The 21,601-nt window shown below is 68.3% G+C and carries 19 protein-coding genes and 1 tRNA gene; 11 read left to right on the top strand and 9 right to left on the bottom strand.

Features of this window, described 5'->3' with window-relative positions:
* Nucleotides 1-79 precede the first annotated feature (79 nt).
* The gene (locus Aph01nite_RS27005; protein ID WP_204043806.1) at nucleotides 80-4,372 is read left to right on the top strand and encodes a preprotein translocase subunit SecA; all 4,293 of its coding nucleotides are present in this window, start codon (nucleotides 80-82) and stop codon (nucleotides 4,370-4,372) included.
* Nucleotides 4,373-4,570: 198 nt separating this feature from the next.
* Here the strand turns inward: Aph01nite_RS27005 and Aph01nite_RS27000 are convergent, their stop codons facing one another.
* Complete coding sequence (locus Aph01nite_RS27000; RefSeq protein ID WP_204043805.1) at nucleotides 4,571-5,296, bottom strand: CPBP family intramembrane glutamic endopeptidase; 726 nt, start codon at nucleotides 5,294-5,296, stop codon at nucleotides 4,571-4,573.
* A gap of 30 nt (nucleotides 5,297-5,326) precedes the next feature.
* Between Aph01nite_RS27000 and Aph01nite_RS26995 the strand changes: the two genes are divergently transcribed.
* Both Aph01nite_RS26995 and Aph01nite_RS26990 read left to right on the top strand, forming a co-directional pair.
* Entirely contained in the window at nucleotides 5,327-5,989 is a 663-nt protein-coding gene (locus tag Aph01nite_RS26995; protein ID WP_204043804.1) for a hypothetical protein, read from the top strand.
* Between the two features lie 194 nt (nucleotides 5,990-6,183).
* On the top strand, nucleotides 6,184-8,220 hold the full coding sequence (locus Aph01nite_RS26990; RefSeq protein ID WP_204043803.1) for an outer membrane protein assembly factor BamB family protein: 2,037 nt from the start codon (nucleotides 6,184-6,186) through the stop codon (nucleotides 8,218-8,220).
* A 41-nt stretch (nucleotides 8,221-8,261) separates the two neighbouring features.
* On the opposite strand, the gene Aph01nite_RS26985 is transcribed toward Aph01nite_RS26990, so the two are convergent.
* The 3 genes from Aph01nite_RS26985 to Aph01nite_RS26975 form a co-directional block, all read right to left on the bottom strand.
* A complete protein-coding gene (locus tag Aph01nite_RS26985) occupies nucleotides 8,262-8,678 on the bottom strand; it encodes a PIN-like domain-containing protein (protein ID WP_204043802.1) in 417 nt (138 codons plus the stop codon).
* The gene (locus Aph01nite_RS26980; RefSeq protein ID WP_204043801.1) at nucleotides 8,653-9,354 is read right to left on the bottom strand and encodes a DUF433 domain-containing protein; all 702 of its coding nucleotides are present in this window, start codon (nucleotides 9,352-9,354) and stop codon (nucleotides 8,653-8,655) included. The genes Aph01nite_RS26985 and Aph01nite_RS26980 overlap by 26 nt, the downstream gene beginning before the upstream one ends.
* Nucleotides 9,355-9,523: 169 nt before the next feature.
* The gene (locus tag Aph01nite_RS26975) at nucleotides 9,524-9,898 is read right to left on the bottom strand and encodes an effector-associated constant component EACC1 (RefSeq protein WP_204043800.1); all 375 of its coding nucleotides are present in this window, start codon (nucleotides 9,896-9,898) and stop codon (nucleotides 9,524-9,526) included.
* A gap of 540 nt (nucleotides 9,899-10,438) precedes the next feature.
* On the opposite strand from Aph01nite_RS26975, the gene Aph01nite_RS26970 reads away from it, so the two are divergent.
* The gene (locus tag Aph01nite_RS26970; RefSeq protein ID WP_204043799.1) at nucleotides 10,439-11,251 is read left to right on the top strand and encodes a DUF1684 domain-containing protein; all 813 of its coding nucleotides are present in this window, start codon (nucleotides 10,439-10,441) and stop codon (nucleotides 11,249-11,251) included.
* 30 nt (nucleotides 11,252-11,281) lie between these two features.
* On the opposite strand, the gene Aph01nite_RS26965 is transcribed toward Aph01nite_RS26970, so the two are convergent.
* A complete protein-coding gene (locus tag Aph01nite_RS26965; protein WP_204043798.1) occupies nucleotides 11,282-11,974 on the bottom strand; it encodes a TetR/AcrR family transcriptional regulator in 693 nt (230 codons plus the stop codon).
* Between the two features lie 84 nt (nucleotides 11,975-12,058).
* Between Aph01nite_RS26965 and Aph01nite_RS26960 the strand changes: the two genes are divergently transcribed.
* Nucleotides 12,059-13,132, top strand: coding sequence for an alpha/beta hydrolase fold domain-containing protein (locus Aph01nite_RS26960; protein ID WP_204043797.1), 1,074 nt, complete (start codon nucleotides 12,059-12,061; stop codon nucleotides 13,130-13,132).
* 2 nt (nucleotides 13,133-13,134) lie between these two features.
* On the opposite strand, the gene Aph01nite_RS26955 is transcribed toward Aph01nite_RS26960, so the two are convergent.
* Entirely contained in the window at nucleotides 13,135-14,106 is a 972-nt protein-coding gene (locus Aph01nite_RS26955) for an LLM class flavin-dependent oxidoreductase (RefSeq protein ID WP_239162000.1), read from the bottom strand.
* Nucleotides 14,107-14,272: 166 nt separating this feature from the next.
* On the opposite strand from Aph01nite_RS26955, the gene Aph01nite_RS26950 reads away from it, so the two are divergent.
* From Aph01nite_RS26950 to Aph01nite_RS26935, 4 genes are all read left to right on the top strand, one after another.
* Nucleotides 14,273-14,875 carry a DUF998 domain-containing protein gene (locus tag Aph01nite_RS26950; RefSeq protein ID WP_204043795.1) on the top strand — a complete coding sequence of 201 codons (603 nt, stop codon included), beginning with the start codon at nucleotides 14,273-14,275 and terminating at the stop codon, nucleotides 14,873-14,875.
* A gap of 19 nt (nucleotides 14,876-14,894) precedes the next feature.
* On the top strand, nucleotides 14,895-15,728 hold the full coding sequence (locus Aph01nite_RS26945; protein WP_204043794.1) for an alpha/beta fold hydrolase: 834 nt from the start codon (nucleotides 14,895-14,897) through the stop codon (nucleotides 15,726-15,728).
* Nucleotides 15,721-16,275: a TetR/AcrR family transcriptional regulator gene (locus Aph01nite_RS26940; RefSeq protein ID WP_204043793.1), complete on the top strand. Its 555-nt coding sequence runs from the start codon at nucleotides 15,721-15,723 to the stop codon at nucleotides 16,273-16,275. The genes Aph01nite_RS26945 and Aph01nite_RS26940 overlap by 8 nt, the downstream gene beginning before the upstream one ends.
* A 133-nt stretch (nucleotides 16,276-16,408) precedes the next feature.
* A complete protein-coding gene (locus Aph01nite_RS26935; RefSeq protein WP_204043792.1) occupies nucleotides 16,409-18,214 on the top strand; it encodes an alkyl/aryl-sulfatase in 1,806 nt (601 codons plus the stop codon).
* On the opposite strand, the gene Aph01nite_RS26930 is transcribed toward Aph01nite_RS26935, so the two are convergent.
* The 3 genes from Aph01nite_RS26930 to Aph01nite_RS26920 all read right to left on the bottom strand — a co-directional run bounded on the left by Aph01nite_RS26930 (nucleotide 18,215) and on the right by Aph01nite_RS26920 (nucleotide 19,411).
* On the bottom strand, nucleotides 18,215-18,598 hold the full coding sequence (locus Aph01nite_RS26930) for a hypothetical protein (protein WP_204043791.1): 384 nt from the start codon (nucleotides 18,596-18,598) through the stop codon (nucleotides 18,215-18,217).
* 151 nt (nucleotides 18,599-18,749) lie between these two features.
* Complete coding sequence (locus Aph01nite_RS26925) at nucleotides 18,750-19,196, bottom strand: colicin immunity domain-containing protein (protein WP_204043790.1); 447 nt, start codon at nucleotides 19,194-19,196, stop codon at nucleotides 18,750-18,752.
* A gap of 126 nt (nucleotides 19,197-19,322) precedes the next feature.
* A tRNA-Leu gene (locus Aph01nite_RS26920) sits at nucleotides 19,323-19,411 on the bottom strand.
* Between the two features lie 131 nt (nucleotides 19,412-19,542).
* On the opposite strand from Aph01nite_RS26920, the gene Aph01nite_RS26915 reads away from it, so the two are divergent.
* Together Aph01nite_RS26915 and Aph01nite_RS26910 are read left to right on the top strand one after the other, a co-directional pair.
* Nucleotides 19,543-20,838: a M20/M25/M40 family metallo-hydrolase gene (locus tag Aph01nite_RS26915; RefSeq protein ID WP_204043789.1), complete on the top strand. Its 1,296-nt coding sequence runs from the start codon at nucleotides 19,543-19,545 to the stop codon at nucleotides 20,836-20,838.
* Nucleotides 20,839-20,932: 94 nt separating this feature from the next.
* Nucleotides 20,933-21,490 carry a hypothetical protein gene (locus Aph01nite_RS26910; RefSeq protein ID WP_239161999.1) on the top strand — a complete coding sequence of 186 codons (558 nt, stop codon included), beginning with the start codon at nucleotides 20,933-20,935 and terminating at the stop codon, nucleotides 21,488-21,490.
* The last annotated feature ends 111 nt before the right edge of the window (nucleotides 21,491-21,601 follow it).

Genomic DNA, 21,601 nt, shown 5'->3' with positions numbered 1-21,601 from the left:
TCCTACGGCTTAGTCATAAGCCGCGCAACCTGAGAGGATCGTGCTTCAGGGGGTATCATCGCGTCCCGAGGAGTGCCCGTTGACTGCTTTCTGGTCGATCCTCGCCGTGTTCATTCTCATCGTCGTCATCACTTTTCTGGTGCGCCGGCAGCGCGCCAAGGAAAAGCAGAACCTGTTTGGCAAGCACCTGCGCGTGTCGGCCCTGCGTCAGGGCATTCCGACCGTCGGTTCCGTGCATAGTCTCGCCGATCTGGGCGTCACCCGCTCACGTGGCCGCAAAGGCGCGGGATTCGGCCCCTACGTGTCACGCGACCAGGACGAAGTCCTCGACAGGGCGATCCAGGAGAGACCGTTCGTCGTCATCATCGGCGACTCCAAGGCCGGCAAGACCCGGATGGCGGCCGAGGCCATCCGCCGTCACTTCCGCTCCCGCAAGCTGATCTACCCAAGGTCGGGGGAGGCGATAGCCGCCCTCCTGGACTCCGGTGTGGACTTCGCGCACAGCGTGGTCTGGCTCGACGAACTCCAGCGTTTCCTCGACCACGACGGCCTGGAACGCCTGCTCGGCCGGCTGGACGGTCCCGACGCCCCCGCGGAGGTGACCATCCTCGCCACCATCCGGGCCGACGTCTTCGCCGGATACCTGCCGAAGGACGGCCTGGACTCGCCGTACGTCCGGGTGCTCGACCAGGCCCTGCTCGTCCCGCTGGACGTCATGTTCTCGGAGGCCGAACGGGACCGTACGGCCGCGGTCTACGACGATCCGCACCTGCTCGCCGCCCTGGACGAGCACGGCCTGGCCGAGTATCTCGCCGCCGGACCGGACCTGATGCGCAGGCTGGAGGAGGGTCTCGTCTGGCAGCCGGTCGGCGCGGTCGTCGTGATGGTCGCGGTGGACTGGTCGCGGGCCGGCATGGGACGGCCGATCCCGCCGCACCTGCTCGACCCGCTCGTCGCCCACTACGCCGGCGCGCTCGGCATCCCCGTCCCCGACCGGCAGGAGCTCGGCAAGGCGCTCGCCTGGGCGCGCGAGCCCGTCTACGCCGCCAGTTCGCTGCTCAGCAACACCTCCGACGGCTACGCCGTCTTCGACTACGTCATCGACCACGCCGAGGAGCGCATCGGCACGACCGTCCAGGACAGCGTGTGGACCTCGGCGCTGGAGGAGGTCCAGGACGGCGACGAGGCGCTGCGGATCGGAATGGCCGCCTACATCCAGGGCCGGATCGACATCGCCGTGCAGGCCTTCGAGATCGCCGTACTGAACGAGCCCGTGCACGTGGTCAACCGCATGCACGCGGCCTACAACTACGCCCTCATGCTGGAGAAACTCGACCGTGTCGCCGAGGCGGAGACCTTCTACACCAGGGCGGCGGAGAACGGCCACGGCGAGTCGGCGCACGCGGCCGGACGGCTGGCCGCCGCCCGTGGGGACGCGACCACGGCGGAACGCTTCTACCGCATGTCGGCGGAGGCCGGCAGCACCGAGGGGGCGTACGCGCTCGGGGTCCTGCTGCGGGAACGCGGTGCGGACGAGGCGCTGCGCTGGCTCGGCCAGGCCGCCGAGGCGGGTCATGGCGCGGCGGCGCTGGCCGCCGGACGGCTCACCGAAGGAGAGGTCGCGCTCGGCTACTACCGTCTCTCGGCGCAGGCCGGCCACCCGGAGGGCGCGTACGCGCTCGGCGCCGCGCTGGAGGAGACCGACGGGCGGGAGGCCCTGCGCTGGCTAGGGCAGGCGGCCGAACAGGGGCACGAGGAGGCCGCACGGACCGCGGGCCGGCTCGCCGAACGGCTCGGCGACCATGCCGCCGCCGCGCGCTACTTCACCCTCGCCGAACGGGGCGCGCTGCCGGCCGTACGGGCCAGGCCCGCGCGGCGGAGCCGTACGCTGCGGGAGTCCAAGGAGGTCGCGGTCAGGGTCGGGCAGCTGGCCGAGGCGGTCGCCCAGCTGTCCGACACGGCGCTGCGGCAGCGCATCAGGGTGCTCCGTTACAGCTCCGGGGCCGACGACATCCCCGAGGCGCTCGCGATCTTCAACGAGGCGGCGCAGCGGCTGCTCGGGATCTCCTGCGACGACGGGCAGCTCAGCGCGGCCGCCGTACTGCACCGGGGTTTCATGAGCGAGCCCGCGCCGGGCGGGAGCACGCTCGCGGCTGGCGCCGCCGCCTTCCTCGGCGCGCTGGACGGCCAGTCCGTGCACCTGATGTACCTGACGCAGGAGGCGGCCGAGCGGGGCGCCGACAGCGTCGGCCGGGTGCTCCAGTTCCTCGGGATCGACTACGGGCTGCTCAAGGACCCCGTACACGGGGACGAACGGACCACCGCCTACCAGGCGAGCGTGGTCTTCGGCCGGCTGGCCGACTTCGGCTTCGACTACCTGCGCGACAGCATGGCCTGGACGGTCGACGAGCTGGTGCAGGGGCGCGGCCTGTCCGCCGCCATCGTCGAGGACGCCGACATCGACATGATCGAGTACGCCGACCAGGCGATAATGATCAGCGCACCCGACGGGCAGCCGATCTCCAAGTGGTACCGGGAGTTCGCGAAGATCGTCTCGCGCCTCACCGAGGCCGAGGACTACACGGTCGACCGGCCCGGCTGGCAGGTGGACGCCACCGAGGCGGGCATCGCCAAGATCGAGGACTGGTTCGGGATCGACAACCTCTACGACGGCGTCAACTCCCCGCTGGTCCACCACCTCGACCTCGCGCTGAACGCCGCCGCCCTGTACGAGCGGAAAAAGCACTACGACATCGAGAACGGAACCGTGGTCCCGTTCCGCGAACCCAATGGCGAGATGTTCAACTCCGGCTTCCCCTCCGGTATCCGCCAGGCCCTGGAGGCGAAAGAGGGACTCGCCATCACCGCGGGCAGCATCATCCTGGCGGCCACCGACCGACGGGCCTTCCTCGGCAAGTACCAGCGGCTGGCCGGGCTCGGCTCGGCGCTCAACGCCGCGGAGTTCGACTGGCTCTACCACCGGCGTACGGTCGCCGTCCCGGCCGCGACGCCCAAGACCCGGATCGACCACGACGACGTGTGCTACCGGACCGACGAGCTGCGGCTGGCCGCGCTGGTCGAGCTGGTGTCCGACAAGCATGCGCGGGGTCAGCCGGTGCTGGTCGACGTCGCCGACGACGACCGGGCGGCCGTGGTCAGCGGCCTGCTCACCGCCGCGGGAGTGACGCACGAGATCCTGGGCTCCGACCGGCGCGGGGAAGCCGAGATCCTGGCGGCGGCGAGCGCTCCCGGCGCCGTCACCGTGGCCACCCAGGCGGCTCGGGCCGAACACGCCATCGCCCCCGTGGGCCCGGATGCCGCGGCCCTCGGCGGGCTGATCGTGATCGGCTCCGCGCGGAGCCTGTACCGCTGGGAGGACGACCGGCTCCGCGCCCTGACCGGCCGCAACGGCGAACCCGGGGAGACCTGCTTCCTGGTCAGTCTCACCGACAAGTTGTTCACGGGCGTCTGGACGCCGTCGTTCCAGGGCGACGTCCCGCTCAGCAGCACGCTGCTCACCAAGGCCATCGCCATGCGGCAGGAGCTTCTCGGCGCGTACCTGTTCGATCTGCGCAAGCAGCAGTTCGCGTACGACGAGGTGCAGGCGAGGCAGCAGGAGGAGATCGCGGCCTTCCGGCAGCAGTTCCTGCGCGGGGACGGGTTCGGCGAGGTCGTCGACGGATGGCTGCTCGCGACCGTCCGCGCCTACCACCATCGATTCACGGCCAACGGCGTCGCCGACGTCGAGGAGTACACCGCCGCCATGGCCGAACTCTGCGGCCCCCGCTACTCCGAGCAGGCCGCTCTGGAGAGCGGTGCTCCCGGTGGCGCCGGCACTGAGCTGTCCCTCACCGCGAGCTTCCTGGCGGCCGAGCAGGCCTGGCACCGCCGCGCCGAGGAACTGGGCCCTGAGGTGTGGTTCGAACTCAAACGGCGGGTCGTCCTCAGCCTTGTCGACGTGAAATGGCGAGAGCACCTCGCCGCGCTCAGGGATCTCCGCGAGGCCACGCAACTCGTCCGCCTGCGGGGCGGCAATCCCATCACGGAGTACGAGCGCGAGGCCGCCGAGATCTTCGACGAGATGAAGCTCGCCATCCAGGAGGAAGCGGTCGGTTACCTGTTCAATCTCGAAGTCGATGTGGAGGCCGATGCGGCCGTACTGGAGGAGCCGCAGGTCGCCGAGGTTCGTCCGTACGTGCCGCGGCCGAAGTATCTCGGGCCGGGCGAGAGCGATGCCAAGGATGACCGGCCTCCCTTGACGTCGGAGCAGCGTGCCCTACGTGACGCGCACGGAGACCTGGAGCGCAACGCCCCATGCCCCTGCGGTTCCGGGAAGAAGTACAAACGCTGTCACGGAGTTCCGGAGGAGTGATTTTCGCAGGTCAGGCGTGAGTAAGCTCGGCGGTATGCCAGTTTCGTCCGCCTGGAGCCGGCGGAGGTGGGGCTGCCCGGGGGAGGGGACCGCGGGGTGGAATCCGCGGTGGCCGACGTCATCGCGTACGCGATCGGCCGGCCTAACGGGGTGGACGTCAACGAGGTCGTCGTCCGGCCGACCATTCAGGGCTGACCTTCAGCGGGTGACCGTACCCGCGATCAGGAGGATGAAGACCACGAGGTTGGACAGGACGTGGACCACGATCGGGATTGTGGTGCCGCTGCGGGTGCCTTGGGACAGTGCGATCGGAACGGTCGTGGCCAGGATGGTGATCCACGCGTACGGCTGCCAGAGGTGGTAGACGGTGAACAGCACCGAGCCGATGAGGCAGCGCCGCAGCGGACCTCCCGGGATGCGCGGCTGAAGGTACCCGCGGAAGTACGCCTCCTCCAGCACCGGCCCGACGACCACGGCCGAGACGAACCAGAGCACGAGCGTGACCGTGTCCACAGTCTGTGGACCGGTCGTCCACCACGCGGGCAACCATCCGAATAGGCCCGTACGAATCGGGACCTCCAGCGCGATCACGGCACCCGAGGCCACCAGCGAGGTGAGGAGCGCGGGGACGCCGACCCTCAGCAGATCTCGGCCCCGAAGCCGTCGGATCCCCGCGAATGCGACGAGGGAACGGCCGGGGTCGAGTTGGTTGCGCGCCTTCCGCATCGTCAGCAGTGTCACCGGGAGAAGCACGATGATCACGCCCGCGAGCAGTCCCCACAGCGGGGGCAGGCCGGCCGCGATCAGGAGGGGGGTGCAGGCGAGCCAGAACCCGGTCAGGGCGATGCCAGGGAGCAGGTGGGCGGTGAGCACGCGCGCCCAGGTCAGGGTCTCGGGGTGCCGTTCGGCGATCTTCGCTGTCATGGCGACAGCTTCCGGAATAACCTCCTCGACATGACAGGGTCGGATTCGAGTAGCTTCGCCGCCGAAGACGCCGTGATGACGGTGACCGACTCGGCCGCGGCGCGGCTGCTGCTGCGGCCGGACGAGCGCCGCTACCTGGAGCCCTTCATCGGCCGTGAGCGGAGCACCGCGGAGGCGGCCAGGGAGATCGGGGTGACGACCGAGCAGATGTCGTACCGGGTCAAGGCGTTGAGCGGGCGTGGGTTGCTCGGTGCGACCGGGCGGATCGCGCGCAAGGGCCGGCCGATCACGCTCTACCGCGCGCCGCGGGAGTTCCGGGCGCCGCTGCGCGTCCTGCCGGAGGCGGATGTGCTCCACCTGTTCGACCTGATCGACGCGGGGACCAGGAATGTGTTCCTGACGGCGTTGTCGCGGCTGGCCACGGGCAGCGGCATGCTCGACTGGGTGGTCCGGTGTTATCGCGGCCCGTCCGGCGCGATTCATCTCGACATGACGCCCGCCGACGCCGAGTGGAGTCCGGCCGCCCTGCTCGACGAGAAAGCGCCCGCGGTTGTTTTCAACTGGGTTCCGGTCGCTCTCGACGCCGCCCAGGCCAAAGAACTCCAGGCCGAGCTTCTGCGCATCGTCTCCCGCCTCCGGCCCAGCACCACGGCGCCCACCCATCTGGTGGGCATGTTCCTGACCCCGCTGTGAATTCCTTGTTTCCGCGGCTTTCATTAATGAATGATCCTGCAAGTCCACTTTGATTTCACGCGTTGCAGGGTAGGTGAAAGTTTCAAAATCTCAACCGCGATTATTCGCGTTGTTGTTTGTTGAAACTTTCAAAAAGCCCAATGAATCGGCAGCTATATTTCCTATTTGTCAGCTGTATCGGTTCAGGAGGCGGTGTGAAATCTGGTATCGGACGAGTGGTGGCAGCGTCCGCGGCGGCCGCGGTGTGCGCGGCGGCCACCTTCGCGGTGGTCATAACGGCACCCGCCGGCGCCGCGGACGACCCCCAATGGTCCATGGGCGGGCAGAACATCAGCAACACCCGATCCAATCCGACTGAGACCCTGCTCAGCCCGTCCACGGTGGGCGGCCTGGAACTCAACTGGACGTACACCACCCGCGGCGACGTCTCCGCGACCCCCGCCGTGGTGGACGGCGCCGTCTACTTCCCCGACTGGGGCGGCTTCTTCCACAAAGTCGACGCGAACACCGGCGCCGTGATCTGGTCCCGTTCCGTCGCCTCGTACGTGGGAGCGACCGGAACCGTGGTTTCCCGCACCAGCCCGGTCGTGGTCGGAAACAGCGTCTACATCGGCACCCAGACCGGCGCCCGGGTCCTCGCGATCGACACCGCCAACGGCAACCTGCGCTGGAACGTCGCCGCCGACCCGCACCCGCGCGCCGTGCTCACCGGCGCGGCCGTCTACTACAACGGCGTCCTCTACCAGGGCGTCTCCTCCGACGAGTTCTCCCTGGCCTCCAACGCCTCCTACGACTGCTGCACGTTCCGCGGCAGTCTGGTGGCGATCGACGCGGCCACCGGGGCCCAGCGCTGGAAGTCGTACACCCTGCCGGACCAGGGTCCGGGCGGCGACATCTTCAGCGGCGCGTCCGTCTGGGGCAGCACCCCGAGCATCGACCCCGCCAGCAACACCATCTTCATCGGTACGGGACAGAACTACTCCATCCCGGAGAGCGCCCGGCAATGCCAGACGAACGGCGGCACACCCCAGCAATGCCTGCCGTCCTGGAACGCCAAGGACGCCATCATCGCGATGGACCTCACCACGGGCGCGATCAAGTGGAACACCGGCCCGGCCCGCTTCGACGAGTGGAACTTCGCCTGTCTGCCCGGATTCCCGCCCAACAACTGCCCGACCCCCGGCCCGGACCACGACACCGGCGACGGCACCCACCTCTACGACCTGCCCGGACCGAACGGCACGACCCGCCGCGCGGTCGGCGCCGGCCAGAAGAGCGGCGAGTTCTGGATGCTCGACGCGGCCACCGGCGCGATCATCTGGAGCGCCTCGGTCGGCCCCGGCTCGACGCAGGGCGGCATCCAGTGGGGCACCGCCACCGACGGCCGCCGCGTGTTCTTCACCTCCAGCAACGCGGGCAACCTCGCCCACCAGCTGCCCAGCGGCCAGACGATCAACTACAGCTCGTTCGGCGCCCTGGACGCGGCCACCGGCCAGCTCCTCTGGCAGGTCCCCGAACCCCGCGGCGCGCGTTCCATCGGGCCTGTCACGTACGCCAACGGCGTCGTCTACGTGGGCTCCATGAACAACTACATGTACGCCCTGAACGCCAACAACGGCCAAGTCCTGTGGCAGTTCCAGGGCGCGGGCTCGTCCAACGCCGGAACGGCCATCGTCGGAGGCAAGCTCTACTGGGGCAACGGCTACTCCCGCGGCGGCACCGCCAGCACCCGCTTCTACTCCTTCAGACTCCCCGGCAACCCCAGCCCATCCCCATCCCCCAGCCCATCCCCATCCCCCAGCCCGTCGCCCAGCCCTTCACCAAGCCCATCGCCCAGTCCGTCCCCGAGTCCATCGCCAAGCCCTTCGCCGAGTCCATCGCCAAGCCCGAGTCCATCCCCCAGCCCTAGCCCCACCCCGACGGGCGGACCCTGCACCGCCACATACCGCGTCATATCCCAATGGCCGAGTGGCTTCCAAGGTGAGGTGACGGTACGCGCCGGCACCACCCGCCTCAACGGCTGGACCGTCCGCTGGACCTTCGCCAACGGCCAGACGATCACCCAGATCTGGAGCGGCACCGCGACCGCGTCCGGCTCCAACATCACCGTACGAAACGTCAACTACAACGCCTCCGTACCCCCGAACACCACCATCACGTTCGGCTTCCTCGGCAGCTGGAACAACAACACCAACTCCGTCCCCACCTCAATCACCTGCACAACCCCCTAACCCGTACGGGCCGGGAGGGCACCCCCTCCCGGCCCTTCGTGTCAGAGACGTGGGGGATACAGGCGTTCCAGCCGGTCAGCATGGACGGCGTAGATGAAGGGGCCAGACGTGTCGGCGATGGCGAAGATGCTCACCTGATTGGTGACGAACCTCTCGGCGTAGGCGGCCGACGTCAGATCCCCACGAGTGATGACGAAGCAGCGGGCTTGGTGCTCGATGACGGCGTCGATTTCCGCCTGCCGATAGCGGATGCGCTTGTCCTTCATCAGGACGGCCCAGCCGAGTTTGGCGCTGTCCTCGATCCAGCGGATGTCTTCAACGGTCTCGTCGTGGGGGATGCCGTAGTGCTCGGCCAGCGTGATCAGATCCCATCCGGCTTCACGGAGCAGGCGTGGGACGGCGACTCGGCCGAGGCTGCGGTCGATGAAGAACTTACGCGGCTGCTCGGGTGGCGACACGAAGGACGTCCTCGATCTCTTCTCGGGTGAGTCCGTACTCCTCCGCCACGACGTCGACCGGTTCACCGGCCTGGAAGAGGTCGATCACGTCTTCGAGCTTGGCGCCGCCGCGCGCGAACCGGGGACGGCCGAAGCCATGCTCGGCATCCACCGTGATCTCGGCGACACGGTATTGCGGGAGCGCGATCACCTTGGCATATCCGTCGGGGGCGAAGTCCACACGGCGGAGGTAGCTCTCCACGACCTCGGCGAAGACGCGCTGGTTGTTGCGGACGACCACCAGTTCGCGGGCCGATTCATCACCCGCGTGCTCGGCGTAGTCGTAGAGGACTTCGGCGCCGTCGGTGAAGAGCCGGCGGCTGGCCAGGGCGTGTTCCAGACCGAGTTCCCGCTGAAGCGCGTCGATCGACGGCCGGATGCGCTGGAGCGGCACGCCCGCCTGCCGGAACGCAGCCAGGGCATAGCCCTCGGCCAGGCCGATGAACGGTACGGAGGCTTCATGTGGCCGCTCCGCCCTCGCGGCGGTGATGACCGGCTTGGCGTGTACGGTACGGCCGTCGCGCTGGCGGCGCTGGTAGCCGAAGGCCCACGTGGTGAAGGTGGAGGCGGGAATCGCGAGGTAGCCTGCCGCTTCGGCGATGCCGTACAGCGGGGTGGTGAACCGATCGATGGTCATGTCCACCTCCTAGATCGCGTTGTCCGGCCTCCATGATGCAACAGGTCCGCTCCTGTTGCGGCGTCATAATCCAGCCAAGCGCCACGCTGGGTAGGTATGTCCACTAAGAAGTTGGGCCGGTCAGGGGCACCCGGGGCCCCAAGCATGAGATGTCGGGACGCCGCCCCGCTCACTGACCGCCCTCGTCCTCGTTCAACACCTCGGCGATACGATCCGTAAGCTCGCGAAGTCCGTCGGCGTTCATGGCTTTCACACCCTTGGCGGTGACCTCGAGCGACTTGTCCCCGCGAGTCAGCTTCACGCTGACCTCACCACGTCGGTTGCTCAGCCACGCGACCACCACACTCGCCGCCGTCGCCGCGCCGCCTCCCGCGCCGAGCAGCAACTGCAGCGCGTCCACGGCCGTCCCGAGGTTGTTCTCCTTCGGCGGAGCCTCACGCAGCCTGACCCGGCCGCGGATCTCGGATTCGTCCGACAGCCAGGCATAGAGATCCCGGAGTTGATCGGGGACATCATCGCCGGAAACGCTCACAAAAGCAGCCAAGGACTCTCCTGAGTCGATGGGCCCCCGCCACCCGCCACAAGAAACGGCGCCAATGACACCGCCACCTCTATCTTGACCCGAACCCAACGATTCCGCAGCCGTTGCCGTCCGTACGTCACGGGCGTCATTTTTCGGTTGTCCGGTACGGACGTCAATGGCGCGACGGCGATTGCACGAACCCGGGTTCGGTGAATCTGGAACGCCTTCGAACCCGTGCATATGCTGGAGGAAAACGGGGTCTCAAGGAGTCATTTTTCCCGTGGAAGAAAGGGACGACCAGCGGCGCTTGATCGAGCACTGGATCGACGTCCACACCAGCCGCTGAGGCCGGCTCCTACGTCGGCAACACCTCGGGTGTGAAATCCATGTAAATCAGGTAGGAATTATTGACCTGTCCCATCGGGGTGCCTAGCTTGGAAATATGAGTTTTGTTCGGTGGCACTCACATTGGCAGGTCCGACTTGATCACCGCCGGTGTCGTCGTCGCCGTATGTCCAAGACGCCTCACTGGCTGGAAGGAAACGGTCCCGAGGAGCAGACATGACAGCTAACGACACAGCGGCGGAGACATTCGTCCAGGACTGGCAGGACTGGCATCAGCGGCACGAAGCCGTACGGGCCGATGAGCACGGGTTCCTGGCCGTCACCGGCCTGTACTGGCTGACGTCCGAGCCGCAGCGCGTGCCCGGCGCTCCGGGAGAGTGGTCGACCGGCGTCGAGGGCGTCGCGGTGACCCTCGACGCGGGCGAGGAACTGGTCGTGGACGGGCGAGTGGTGCGCGACCGGTACGTCTTCGGCGTCATTCCCGAGCGCGGCGGGATCAACGCCGTCTGGGGCGACGCGGTGATCGAGGTGGCCAAGCGCGGCGGGAACGACATCGTCCGGCCACGGCACCCGGACCACCCCCTCCGGGTCAAGTACGCCGGCACGCCCGTGTTCGCACCGGACCCGCGCTGGGTGGTCACCGGCCACTACGTCCCCTTCGACCACCCCCGTCCGACCACCGTCGGCGCCGCGGTGGAAGGACTGGAGCACATCTACCACGCCCCCGGGCGGATCGAGTTCGAACTCGACGGCCAGGCGCTCAGCCTGACGGCGTTCGCCGGCGGCTCCCCGGGCAGCCTGACGGTCCTGTTCACCGACCTGACGTCCGGCGTGACCACGTACGCCGACAACCGTGTCCTGAAACTGGGCGCCCCCGCCTCCGACGCCAGCCTGGTGCTCGACTTCAACCGCGCCGTGAACCTGCCCTGCGCCTACACCGACTACGCCACCTGCCCGCTACCGCCGGCCGAGAACCGCTTGCCGATCGCGATCGAGGCCGGCGAGAAGATCCCGTACGAGCGCGCCTGACACCGGCCCACTCTCGCCGAGACCCGCGTCCTATCCCGGCTGACGCCCGGCCCGGACGGCCAGCCCGACGAGTTGGTTGCTCAATCCCTCGCGAAGATTCCCGGCGAACACGTCACCGGGATGGGGAAGCCCCATTTCGCGGATGACCGTGAGGACGGTCTCGGTCGGTGTGGTGTACGGCCAGAGCCCCGCGACGACAACGAAGACCGAACCGGCGAAATGCTGTGCCGCGGCATCGGTCAGGTACGGCAGCTGCGCCCGTACCAACGCGGCGAGCCTGGCACTGTTGGCCGAGGCACGCCGCTTGAAGCTCCGGGCGTACTCGAGGGAGATGTTCTTCTCCAGTTCCCCGGCCATCAGGCTGATCAGCTCGCACAGCAGCCGCTGCTCGGCGATGGTGCCGGCGATGACCTCCGCGACCCGCGTCTCCGCGCCGAACGGCCCATCCGGTGGCCCCGGCTCGCCAAGCCGGTCCTCGACCGTCCCCAGCCAGCTCTTCCAGGTCTCATCCATGATCTCCAGGAAGATCGCCTCGCGGCTGTCGAAGTAACGCAGCACGTTCGACCGCGCGAGTCCGACCCGGCTGCTCAGCTCCCGCAGGCTGATCTCGGCCACCGGCTGCTCGTGCAGCATCGCGCGCGCGGTTTCGAGGATCACCTGCCGGCGGGCCTCCACCTGCTCCGGACGGCGTGCCCGCTGGAAGTCGGTGGAGGTGTTGACCACGGCCACACGCTATCAGCCGGCTCTCACGGCATAAAAGCCCACTTGCTCTTTATTAAGAGCCCACTTGTCTGTTAGTTTGGCGGCATGCGGACAACGAACAAACCGGCGCGTCGCCGGTGGCCCTGGGCCGCGGGGGCGCTCGTGCTCGCGTTGGCGGTCCCGGCGGCGTACGTCTCGGTGAACTACGGCGACCAGCCGCTGGGGATCGTGGACACCCAGCGGGCGACGATCAGCAGGGAGGCCGCCGCCCATCTGGACGGAGCCACGACCCTGACCATCCCCGATTTCGCCTTCCCCTACCTCGTGACCGAGGAGGTGATCCACCAGGAGCAGGAGCGGTTCGCCGCGAACGAGAAGACCGTCGAGGACGGGCTGATCAAACGATTCGGCCTCAGGCTCGACCGGACGATGATCTCGGGCGTGCCGGTGACCGTCGTGACCCCGCCCGAGGTCCGGCCGGAGAACCGGAACAGGATCGCGATCAACATCCACGGCGGCGGCTTCGTCATGGGCACCAGCCGCGACCGCGTCGGGCTGCTCATGGCGTACGAGCTGGGCATGCCCGTCTACTCGATCGACTACTCGCTGTCCCCGCAGGCCGTGTACCCGGTCGCCGTCAATCAGTCACTCGCGGTGTACCGGGCGCTGGTCGGCGATCGTGATCCCGCGCAGGTGGTCGCCTTCGCCAGCTCCGCGGGCGGCAATCTCCTACTCTCCATGCTCCTGGCGGCGGAGCGGCAGGCGCTTCCGATGATCGCGGGAGTGGCGCTCTTTACGCCGTGCACCGACCTCAGCGGCGTCGGTGACAGCGTGGTCGCCAACAACGGCCGCGACAGCCTTGTCACCAACCTGCGGGTCGGCGTCCCCGAGCGCTTCTACGCCCCCGGCGAGGACCTCCGCGCTCCGGGCCTGTCACCGGTCTACGCGGAGTACGCGGCGGACTTCCCGCCGACGGTGCTCACCACCGGCACCCGCGATTTCAACCTCAGCGACACGGTACGGCAGCACTGGAAACTCGAGAACGCCGGCGTCGAGTCCCGCCTGCTCGTGGGCGAGGGCATGTGGCACGGCTTCCATTGGGAGCCCGACATGCCCGAGGCCGTACAGACGCGGCGGGCTGTCGTCGAGTTCCTCATGGCACAGCTGGAAAAGTCGTGACCTCACTGCTCGGCGGGGTGCCAGCCGAGCACCGGGCCGAGGTGGGTGGCGATGTCCGTGAGGATCTGCACGTAGTCGTCGTGCTCGAAGGTGAACGGCAGCGCGAACGCGACCTCGTCGATCTCCCGGAAGGCGACGTGCGCGTGGAGCTGTTCGGCGATCTCCGCGGAGGTCCCGACGAGATCGGGCGCGAACATCAGGCGCTGCGGGCCCTGCGGCGTCGCGGTGCGCGGGGTGCGCTTCTCCACGAACTCCTTGTACTTGGCCCGTTGCGACGCGGACGCGGAGTCGGTGGGGATGACGACGAGTCCCTGGGAGACGCGGGCACGGTCGCCGTCCGGGTGGTGGGAGCGGAAGGCGCGGATGTGCGACAGCTGGATCTCGGCGAAGTCCTCCGACTCCTCGGCTTTGACGACGCTGCTGGTCAGGAAGTTCATGGCGTGTTCGCCCGCCCACTGGGCCGAGCGCAGGCTGCCGCCGCCGTACCAGAGGCGGCTGCCCAGGCCGGGTGAGTGGGGCTGGACGCGGTCGGAGAACACCTCGAAGCCTTCGACGCCGCGGAAGTCGGTGGCCGGTTCGCCGCGGACGAAGTCGAGCAGGCGCCGTACCCGCTCGTAGCTGAAGTCCTCGGTGTCGGAGCTGGTGGGGTAGAGCGCGTGTTTGACTTCGTCGTAGTGGATCGGCGGGCCGACGCTGACGCCGGGGTTGAGGCGGCCGCCGGACAGGATGTCCAGAGTCGCCAGGTCCTCGGCCAGGCGGAGGGGGTTCTCCCAGCCCAGCGGGATGACGGCCGTGCCCAGCTCGATGCGGCTGGTGCGCTGGGTGGCCGCCGCGAGGACCGCGACGGGGGAGGAGATGCCGTACTGGAGGTGACGGTGGCGCACCCAGGCGCTGTCGAAGCCCAGCCGCTCACCCAGCTCGATGGCCTCCAGCGTCGACTCGTGGCCCCGGCGAGGGTCGGCTTCGTCGAACAAGCCAATGGTCAGAAAGCCAAGCTTCCGCAAGGGTCGCGCCACAGCCGTCTCCTCCAAGGAGGGTTTCTCACGTTATGGCAGCAATGTACGCCTGCTGTGTTTGGGGCGGTGGTGTCTTGTCTGGTTGAGCCGGTCGGCTCCGACGTCCCTCCCAAAAGGAGGAGACATGTCCACCAGAACCCTGTTGACCTGCGGAATCATCGCCGGGCCGCTGTTCGTCACCACCTGCCTCATCCAGGCCGTCACCCGCGAGGGGTACGACCTGTCCCGCCACCCCATCAGCCTGCTCAGCCTCGGGGAGGCCGGCTGGATCCAGATCGCCAACTTCGTCGTCACCGGCCTGCTGTACGTCGCCTGCGCGGCCGGATTGCGCCGGACGGCCGGCGGTACGTGGGGGCCGCTCCTGGTCGGCCTGCTCGGCGCGGGACTGATCGTCGGCGGGGTGTTCCTCACCGACGCCGGCGCGGGCTTCCCCGCCGGGGCTCCCGAAGGGGCGCCCGAGCTGACCTGGCACGGCATCATCCATACCCTCGGCCCCGTGGTCGCCCTGGGCTCGATCGTCGTGGCCGGCCCGGTCTACCTGCGCCGCTTCGCCCGCGAGGGAAACCGAGGGTGGGCGACCGGCTCCGCGCTGGCCTCGGCGATGATCGTCGCCCTGCTCGCCTGGCCCGACCCGGACGGCCTTAGCGTACGGCTACTCGCGGCCACGGCGGTCGCGTGCGCGTTCGTCGCGGCCGTCTCCTGGCGGGCTGTTGACGTGGTTGGCTAATTGCTTTAGCTTAAAAGCTATGGAGATTAGCTACTTGGAGCGTGAGGGCGGCCGGATCGCCTACGAGGTCGAAGGCGAGGGCCCGCTGGTCGTGCTCGCCCACGGGATGGGCGACAGCCGCAGGGCCTACCGGTTCCTGGCCTCCCGCCTGGTCGCGGAGGGATACCGGGTCGCCTCCGTCGACCTGCGGGGCCACGGCGACTCGACGATCGGCTGGCCGTCCTACACCCGTACCGACACCGCGGGCGACCTGGTCGCCCTCATCCGCCACCTCGGCGGCCCGGCCGTCATCGTCGGCCACTCGTTCGCCGGTGGTTCCGCCACCATCGCCGCGGCCGACGCGCCCGAGCTGGTCAGCGGGATCGTCGAGATCGGCCCGTTCACCCGGGCGCAGAAGTTCGACATCGGCGGCATGATCCGCAACCGCCGGCACGGCAAGGGCATGCTGCTGCTCCTGGCCGCCGGCGCGTTCCGCGGCGTCGGCATGTGGAAGCGCTACCTCGACCACGCCTATCCCGGCGAGAAGCCCAAGGACTGGAGCACCTACCTCGGCACCCTGGAGACCGAGCTGCGGCGGCCCGGCCGCATGGCCGTAGTGGCCAAGATGGGCATGAACCCGCCCACCGACGCCGGCGCCAAGCTGCCCGAGGTGCCGGTGCCCGCCCTGGTCGTCATGGGCGAGCTCGACCCCGACTGGGCCGACCCGAAGGCCGAGGCCGACGGTATCGTCGCGGCGCTGCCCGCGGGGTCCGTCGCGATGATCCCCGGCGCCGGTCACTACCCCCACGGGCAGTTCCCGGATCGGGTCGCCGAGGTGCTGCTGCCGTACCTGGCGGAGCGCACGCGTGGGTAGGGCGGGCCTGACGGCCGAGATCATCGTCGACCTCGCCATGGGCATCGTTGACGAGAGCGGCCCCGAAGCGGTCACCCTGTCGGCCGTCGCGGCCCGCGCGGGCGTCGCCACGCCCTCGCTGTACAAGCACGTCCGCAACCTCGCCGAGCTCACCACCCTGCTCTCGATCAGGGTCATGGTCGAGCTCGGCGACCGCGCGGCCCTGTCCATCGCCGGCCGCTCCGGCGAACAGGCCCTGCGCGCCTTCGCCCGCAGCTGGCGGGAGTACGCCAAGGACCACCCCGGCCGTTACGCCGCGATGATCCAGACCGCCCGTCCCGAACTGGAGAAGGAGGGCCGGCGGCTGGTTGACCTCTCACTGGCCGCCCTGCGCGCGTACGGACTGGAGGGTCCGGCGGCCATCCACGCCACCCGCTGCATGCGCGCGGCCGTCCACGGCTTCATCACTCTGGAACTGGCCGGGGGCTTCGGCCTGCCCGTCGACATAGACGAGAGCTACGAACAACTCCTCGGAATGGTGATCGGCGGCCTCCCCGAACCAGTGTGATCGAGTCGGCGTCCCGGGCATTCACCCTGACGATCGCGGTGAGCCCAGCCGGTTGGAGGGCTGACTCTCCGGCATGTTCTTTCTTGAGGTCATGCTTGCCCTCATCGAAGAGGCTTCCGGGCATCACCGTCCCATGGCGGACCTTCCCTTTCACGATCGGACCGATTTCGACAACGCGGAGCGCGGCTTCGTCGCGAAACTGACCCCCGCGCTGATCAAAGCGGCCGACGGTAGGGTCGTCTGGGACAACGATTCCTACGATTTCCTCGGCGGGGACTGCCCGGAGACCGCGCACCCGAGCCTCTGGCGGCAGGCGCGACTGTGCGCCAAGCAAGGGCTGTTCGAGGTGACGGACGGCATCTACCAGGTTCGCGGCCTGGACCTGTCCAACATGACCATCGTCGAAGGCCGGCGCGGCGTCATCGTCACCGATCCGCTCGTCTCCACCGAGTGCGCCGCCGCCGCCCTGCGGCTCTACCGCGACCACCGGGGCGACCGCCCGGTCACCGGCCTGATCTACACCCACTCCCACGCCGACCACTTCGGCGGCGCGCGAGGCGTCACCGACGGCGCGGACATCCCCATCATCGCCCCCGCCCATTTCATGGAGCACGCCGTCTCCGAGAACGTCTACGCCGGTACCGCCATGAACCGCCGGGCCCTGTACATGTACGGCCAGATCCTGCCGCCCTCCCCCGAAGGCCAACTCGGCTGCGGCCTGGGCATGGCCACCTCGACCGGCACCGTCTCCCTCATTCCGCCCACCGTCGACATCACTCGTACCGGACAGGAGGAAACAATCGACGGCGTACGCGTCGTCTTCCAGCTCACCCCCGGCACCGAGGCCCCGGCGGAGATGAACTTCCTCTTCCCCGACCACCGCGCCCTGTGCATGGCCGAGAACGCCACCCACAACCTGCACAACGTGCTCACCCTGCGTGGTGCGCTGGTCCGCGACGCACGCGTGTGGGCCCGGTACCTGACCGAGGCCATCGCGCTGTTCGCCGACCATGCGGACGTGGCCTTCGCCTCCCACCACTGGCCCACCTGGGGCAAGGACGCCATCGTCACGTTCCTGTCCCAGCAGCGCGACCTGTACGCGTACCTGCACGACCAGACCGTACGCATGCTCAACCGCGGCATGACCGGCAGCGAGATCGCCGAAGCCATGAGGATGCCGCCCGCGCTGGAACAGGCCTGGCACACGCACGGCTACTACGGCTCGGTCAGCCACAACGTGAAAGCGATCTACCAGCGCTATCTGGGCTGGTTCGACGGGAACCCGGCCCATCTGTGGGAGCACCCGCCCGTCGAGCAGTCCCGCCGCTACGTCGAGTGCCTCGGTGGCGCCACCGCGGTGGTCGCGCTGGCCGAACGCTACGTTCAGCAAGGCGACCTACGCTTCGCGGCCACCCTGCTCAACCACGCGGTGTTCGCCGACCAAGGCGACTCCTCCGCACGCGAACTCCTGGCCCAGGTCTACACCCGAATGGGCCACGGCGCCGAGAACGCCACCTGGCGCAACTTCTACCTCACCGGCGCCACAGAGCTGACCACGGGCCGGCCCTCCGCGAGCACGGTCAGCACCACCTCGCCGGACCTGCTCACCGCGCTCACCGCGGAGCAGATCTTCGACTCCCTCGCGATCCGCGTCGACGGGCCCAACGCCTGGAAAGAGCGCTTCGCCATCGACTGGCACCTCACCGACCTGGACGAGTGCCACCGCACCACGCTGTCCAACGGCACCTTGATCCACGAGAAGTCACCGTCCGGTGGCCGAACTGACCTGACGCTGCGCCTGACCAAACAGCGCTTGGTCGGCCTGATCAGCGGAGAGGGCGCCGACGGCATCGATCACGACGGTGACCTGGCCGTCCTGGACCGGCTGACCTCCGTACTGGAGCAGCCCACACCGGACTTCCCCATCGTCACGCCCTGATCACATCCGGAGAAAGGCGGATGGACGAGTCACCTGCTGACCATCGCCAACTGCAGGGCGCCGACTGCGGCGAACCGCCTCGACAAAATTGAGTATCGCCCGACCAAACTCTTCGGCCTGATCCACGGTGAGCTCTACGTCTCGGACCTCCCACAGGCCGATGAACGGTCCCTTCTCGCCGTAACCCGGATTGTTGAACATCTGGATCTTCCCGAAGACCGGGCTGGAGTACACGGCAACGCAGTAAGCGTCCTGAGGCCACGCATCGCCGCTTTCATGCTGCATGCACCATGGCTGGCAGGTCGTGGAAAGATGATGGAACTTCATCCGCTTGGCCATTGGCAGCCCTTTCCTGATCGCGTCCCGGAGCCGCTGTTGCAGCACTACCCGGGGTCTCCTCGGACCAATCGTGCTCTACGTGAATCCACGCCATGAGATCGGCAGCGCCCGGACGATGGTCTCCTGTGGACAGAGCCGCTGGTCAGTTCGCCGATCAATTGCCGAGGGCGGCCACGAATGACGATTAACGACGCGTTCAGCTATCTCTGTATTTGCCATCCAATGCGCTGAGATCCTCCAAGGCGTATCGGACTCCCTCGATTAGGGCTTCGTCGGATACATCCGATGGGTTTCGTAGCGATGGGTCGATCGAATAGTTATCCAGCAGATAGAAGACGTTGTTCATCGCGCGTTCGAAAGATTCCCTCAGCCGCTCTCCGTTATCGAGGGATGTTCGTCGCGCGGACAACCAATCCCTGGCGAATGCGGGCGTGGATATCTTTCCCTGCACGAGCAGGTTCATCAGCTCGAACTGTCTGGCCACTCCGGTGCCTGATGGAACTTGTGCCGGACACGCCCACGCGAGGCGCAGGCGTCGCCAGTCTTGAGGATCTCCGTCTCGCGTCACCAGAGATAGCCTCGTGCCCGTGGAGGTCGTTCGGGAACGGTTGGGCCACGCCAACCCGTCGATCACGATGAACATCTACGCGCACGTCATCAGGGGCATGCAGGCGGAAGCCGCCGAGACCGGGCCGTTCTCTCGCCTGACATCGATCAGGCTGCGTTGCAACCCCGACATGAAGAAAGCCCCGCTGAGCAGGGCTTTTCATGGTGTCCGAGGGGGGACTTGAACCCCCATGCCCATCACTGGGCACTAGCACCTCAAGCTAGCGCGTCTGCCTATTCCGCCACCCGGACGTGGTGCCTGCACGCGGAACCGTCATCCCGCGTCGGCTGTTAAAGGTTAGCACTCGCCGCCCTGTGGTTCATCCAGCTATCCGATCGGACAGGATGGAGTCGCAAGCCGTACCGACTCTGGAGGAAACAGGATGGCCGGGCTGGGTGAGGATGACGTTGTAGGCCTGTGCGGGGATCTGATCCGGATCGATACGCGCAACGCGGGGGACAACGCGGGGCCGGGTGAGCGGGTGGCCGCCGAGTACGTGGCGGAGAAGCTCGCCGAGGTGGGCGTCGAGGCGCGGATCCTGGAGAGCGACCGGGGCAGGGCCAACGTGGTGGCCAGGATCGCGGGGGAGGACCCGGGGCGGGACGCGCTCGTGCTGCACGGGCACCTGGACGTGGTCCCCTTCGACCCGAACGACTGGCAGGTGCACCCGCTGAGCGGCGAGGTCCAGGACGGGTGCGTGTGGGGCCGCGGCGCCGTCGACATGAAGGACATGGACGCCATGATCCTCGCGGTGGTGCGGAAGCGGCTCGGCGAGGGGCGCAGGCCGCCGCGGGATGTCGTGCTGCTGTTCACCGCCGACGAGGAGGCGGGCGGGCACTACGGCGCGCAGTGGCTGGTGGAGAAGCACGCGGACGTCTTCGAGGGCTGCACCGAGGCGATCGGCGAGGTCGGCGGCTTCAGCGTCACCGTGGGCGAGCGCCGGCGCGTCTACCTGATCGAGGCGGCCGAGAAGGGCATCGCCTGGATGAAGCTCACCGCGACCGGCCGCGCGGGTCACGGATCCATGCTGAACGGCGAGAACGCCGTGACCGAGCTGGCCGAGGCGATCGGCCGGCTGGGCCGCTACGAATGGCCGGTACGGCTCACGCCCACCGTCCAGGCCTTCTTCCGCGAGGCCCTCGACATCGAGGTCAAGGCGGACGACGCCGAGGAGGCCGTCGCCAAACTGGGGCCGATCGCCCGGATGATCGGGGCGACTCTCCGCAACACCGCCAATCCGACCATGCTGGACGCGGGGTACAAGGCCAACGTGATCCCGCAGACGGCGACCGCGCACGTGGACGGGCGGTTCCTGCCGGGATTCGAGGAGGAGTTCTTCGCGACCATCGACGAGCTGCTCGGGCCGAACATCACGCGGGAGCACGTCTACCACGACGTCGCGGTCGAGACCGCGTTCGAAGGGCGGCTGGTGACGGCGATGGCGGACGCGCTGCGGGCGGAGGACCCGGGGGCGCGGGCGGTGCCGTACACGCTGTCGGGGGGGACGGATCTGAAGGCGTTCAGCCGGCTGGGACTGCGCGGGTTCGGGTTCGCGCCGCTGAAGCTGCCCCCGACTTTGGACTTCTCGGGGATGTTCCATGGCATCGACGAGCGGGTTCCGGTGGATTCGCTCAAGTTTGGGGTGCGCGTTCTTGACCGGTTCCTCGATTACTGCTGAGAAACCCGTTGCGTTGACGGTGGGTGCTGATAACGTAACGCTCCGTTGAGGGGTTGATCCGCATCGGGCGGCTCGACGGAGTTGGGGAGGTCGCGTGGCACGCACGCCTGGGTCTCAGCTGGAGGCGCTTTCGCCTTCCGCTGACCTGTGCGTGCCCGCGACCGACCGCCGTCCGGCCCGGGACGATCGGATGGCGCGGTTCGCGGCCGACTCCCGGCTTGGTCGTCTGCTGGTCATCGGCGGTCTCATCGCCGTCGGATGGCTGGTGGGCGTGATTTTCGGCGTCTTCGGCACGGCTACGGCCGTGGCCGAGGCGGCGCCCTCAGCTGTCGTCACCGGGTCGGCGCCCCACGCCGACGGTTTCCCCACGAGTGACGGCATCGACGCCTCGGTCAACGCCGAGGCGATGGCTGGGCGGAACGTCGACGGGCTCACCAGCCAGTCCACGCCCGTCCTGCCCGACCCGTCCACCGCTGACCACACCCCGGGGAACGGTCTGATTCCCCCGACCAGCGGTGGGTCGATCATGTTCGGGGATGTCGCGAGGTCCTTCGCCGACCCGCGGCTCGCACATTCGCCCGCCCCGCTGGCGGCGCTCGTGCCCCCTGTCGTCCGCACGGCTGCGGACGACCCTTCCTTCTCTCCTGACTGACCCCGCCTCCAGACCGGCCCCTGCCGTCAGGCAGCCCGCACAGGGCAGCGGCCGGTCGCGGAGCGTGCCTTTCGACCCCCCTGTCTCGGGTGCGTCGATCCCTGAGCCGCT

The organism is Acrocarpospora phusangensis (assembly GCF_016862995.1).
Taxonomy (GTDB): Bacteria; Actinomycetota; Actinomycetes; order Streptosporangiales; family Streptosporangiaceae; genus Acrocarpospora; species Acrocarpospora phusangensis.
Note: the sequence above shows the minus strand (reverse complement) of the source record. Positions and strands in the feature narration are given on the sequence as shown.

Bases quoted from the DNA above. Each gene is read 5' to 3' on its own strand.
- Aph01nite_RS26950 (WP_204043795.1), top strand. From the start codon at position 14,273: ATGTCCACCAGAACCCTGTTGACCTGCGGAATCATCGCCGGGCCGCTG.
- Aph01nite_RS26970 (WP_204043799.1), top strand. From the start codon at position 10,439: ATGACAGCTAACGACACAGCGGCGGAGACATTCGTCCAGGACTGGCAG.
- Aph01nite_RS26980 (WP_204043801.1), bottom strand. From the start codon at position 9,354: ATGACCATCGATCGGTTCACCACCCCGCTGTACGGCATCGCCGAAGCG.
- Aph01nite_RS26960 (WP_204043797.1), top strand. From the start codon at position 12,059: ATGCGGACAACGAACAAACCGGCGCGTCGCCGGTGGCCCTGGGCCGCG.
- Aph01nite_RS26925 (WP_204043790.1), bottom strand. From the start codon at position 19,196: ATGTTCATCGTGATCGACGGGTTGGCGTGGCCCAACCGTTCCCGAACG.
- Aph01nite_RS27000 (WP_204043805.1), bottom strand. From the start codon at position 5,296: ATGACAGCGAAGATCGCCGAACGGCACCCCGAGACCCTGACCTGGGCG.
- Aph01nite_RS26935 (WP_204043792.1), top strand. From the start codon at position 16,409: ATGGCGGACCTTCCCTTTCACGATCGGACCGATTTCGACAACGCGGAG.
- Aph01nite_RS26945 (WP_204043794.1), top strand. From the start codon at position 14,895: ATGGAGATTAGCTACTTGGAGCGTGAGGGCGGCCGGATCGCCTACGAG.
- Aph01nite_RS26995 (WP_204043804.1), top strand. From the start codon at position 5,327: ATGACAGGGTCGGATTCGAGTAGCTTCGCCGCCGAAGACGCCGTGATG.
- Aph01nite_RS26915 (WP_204043789.1), top strand. From the start codon at position 19,543: ATGGCCGGGCTGGGTGAGGATGACGTTGTAGGCCTGTGCGGGGATCTG.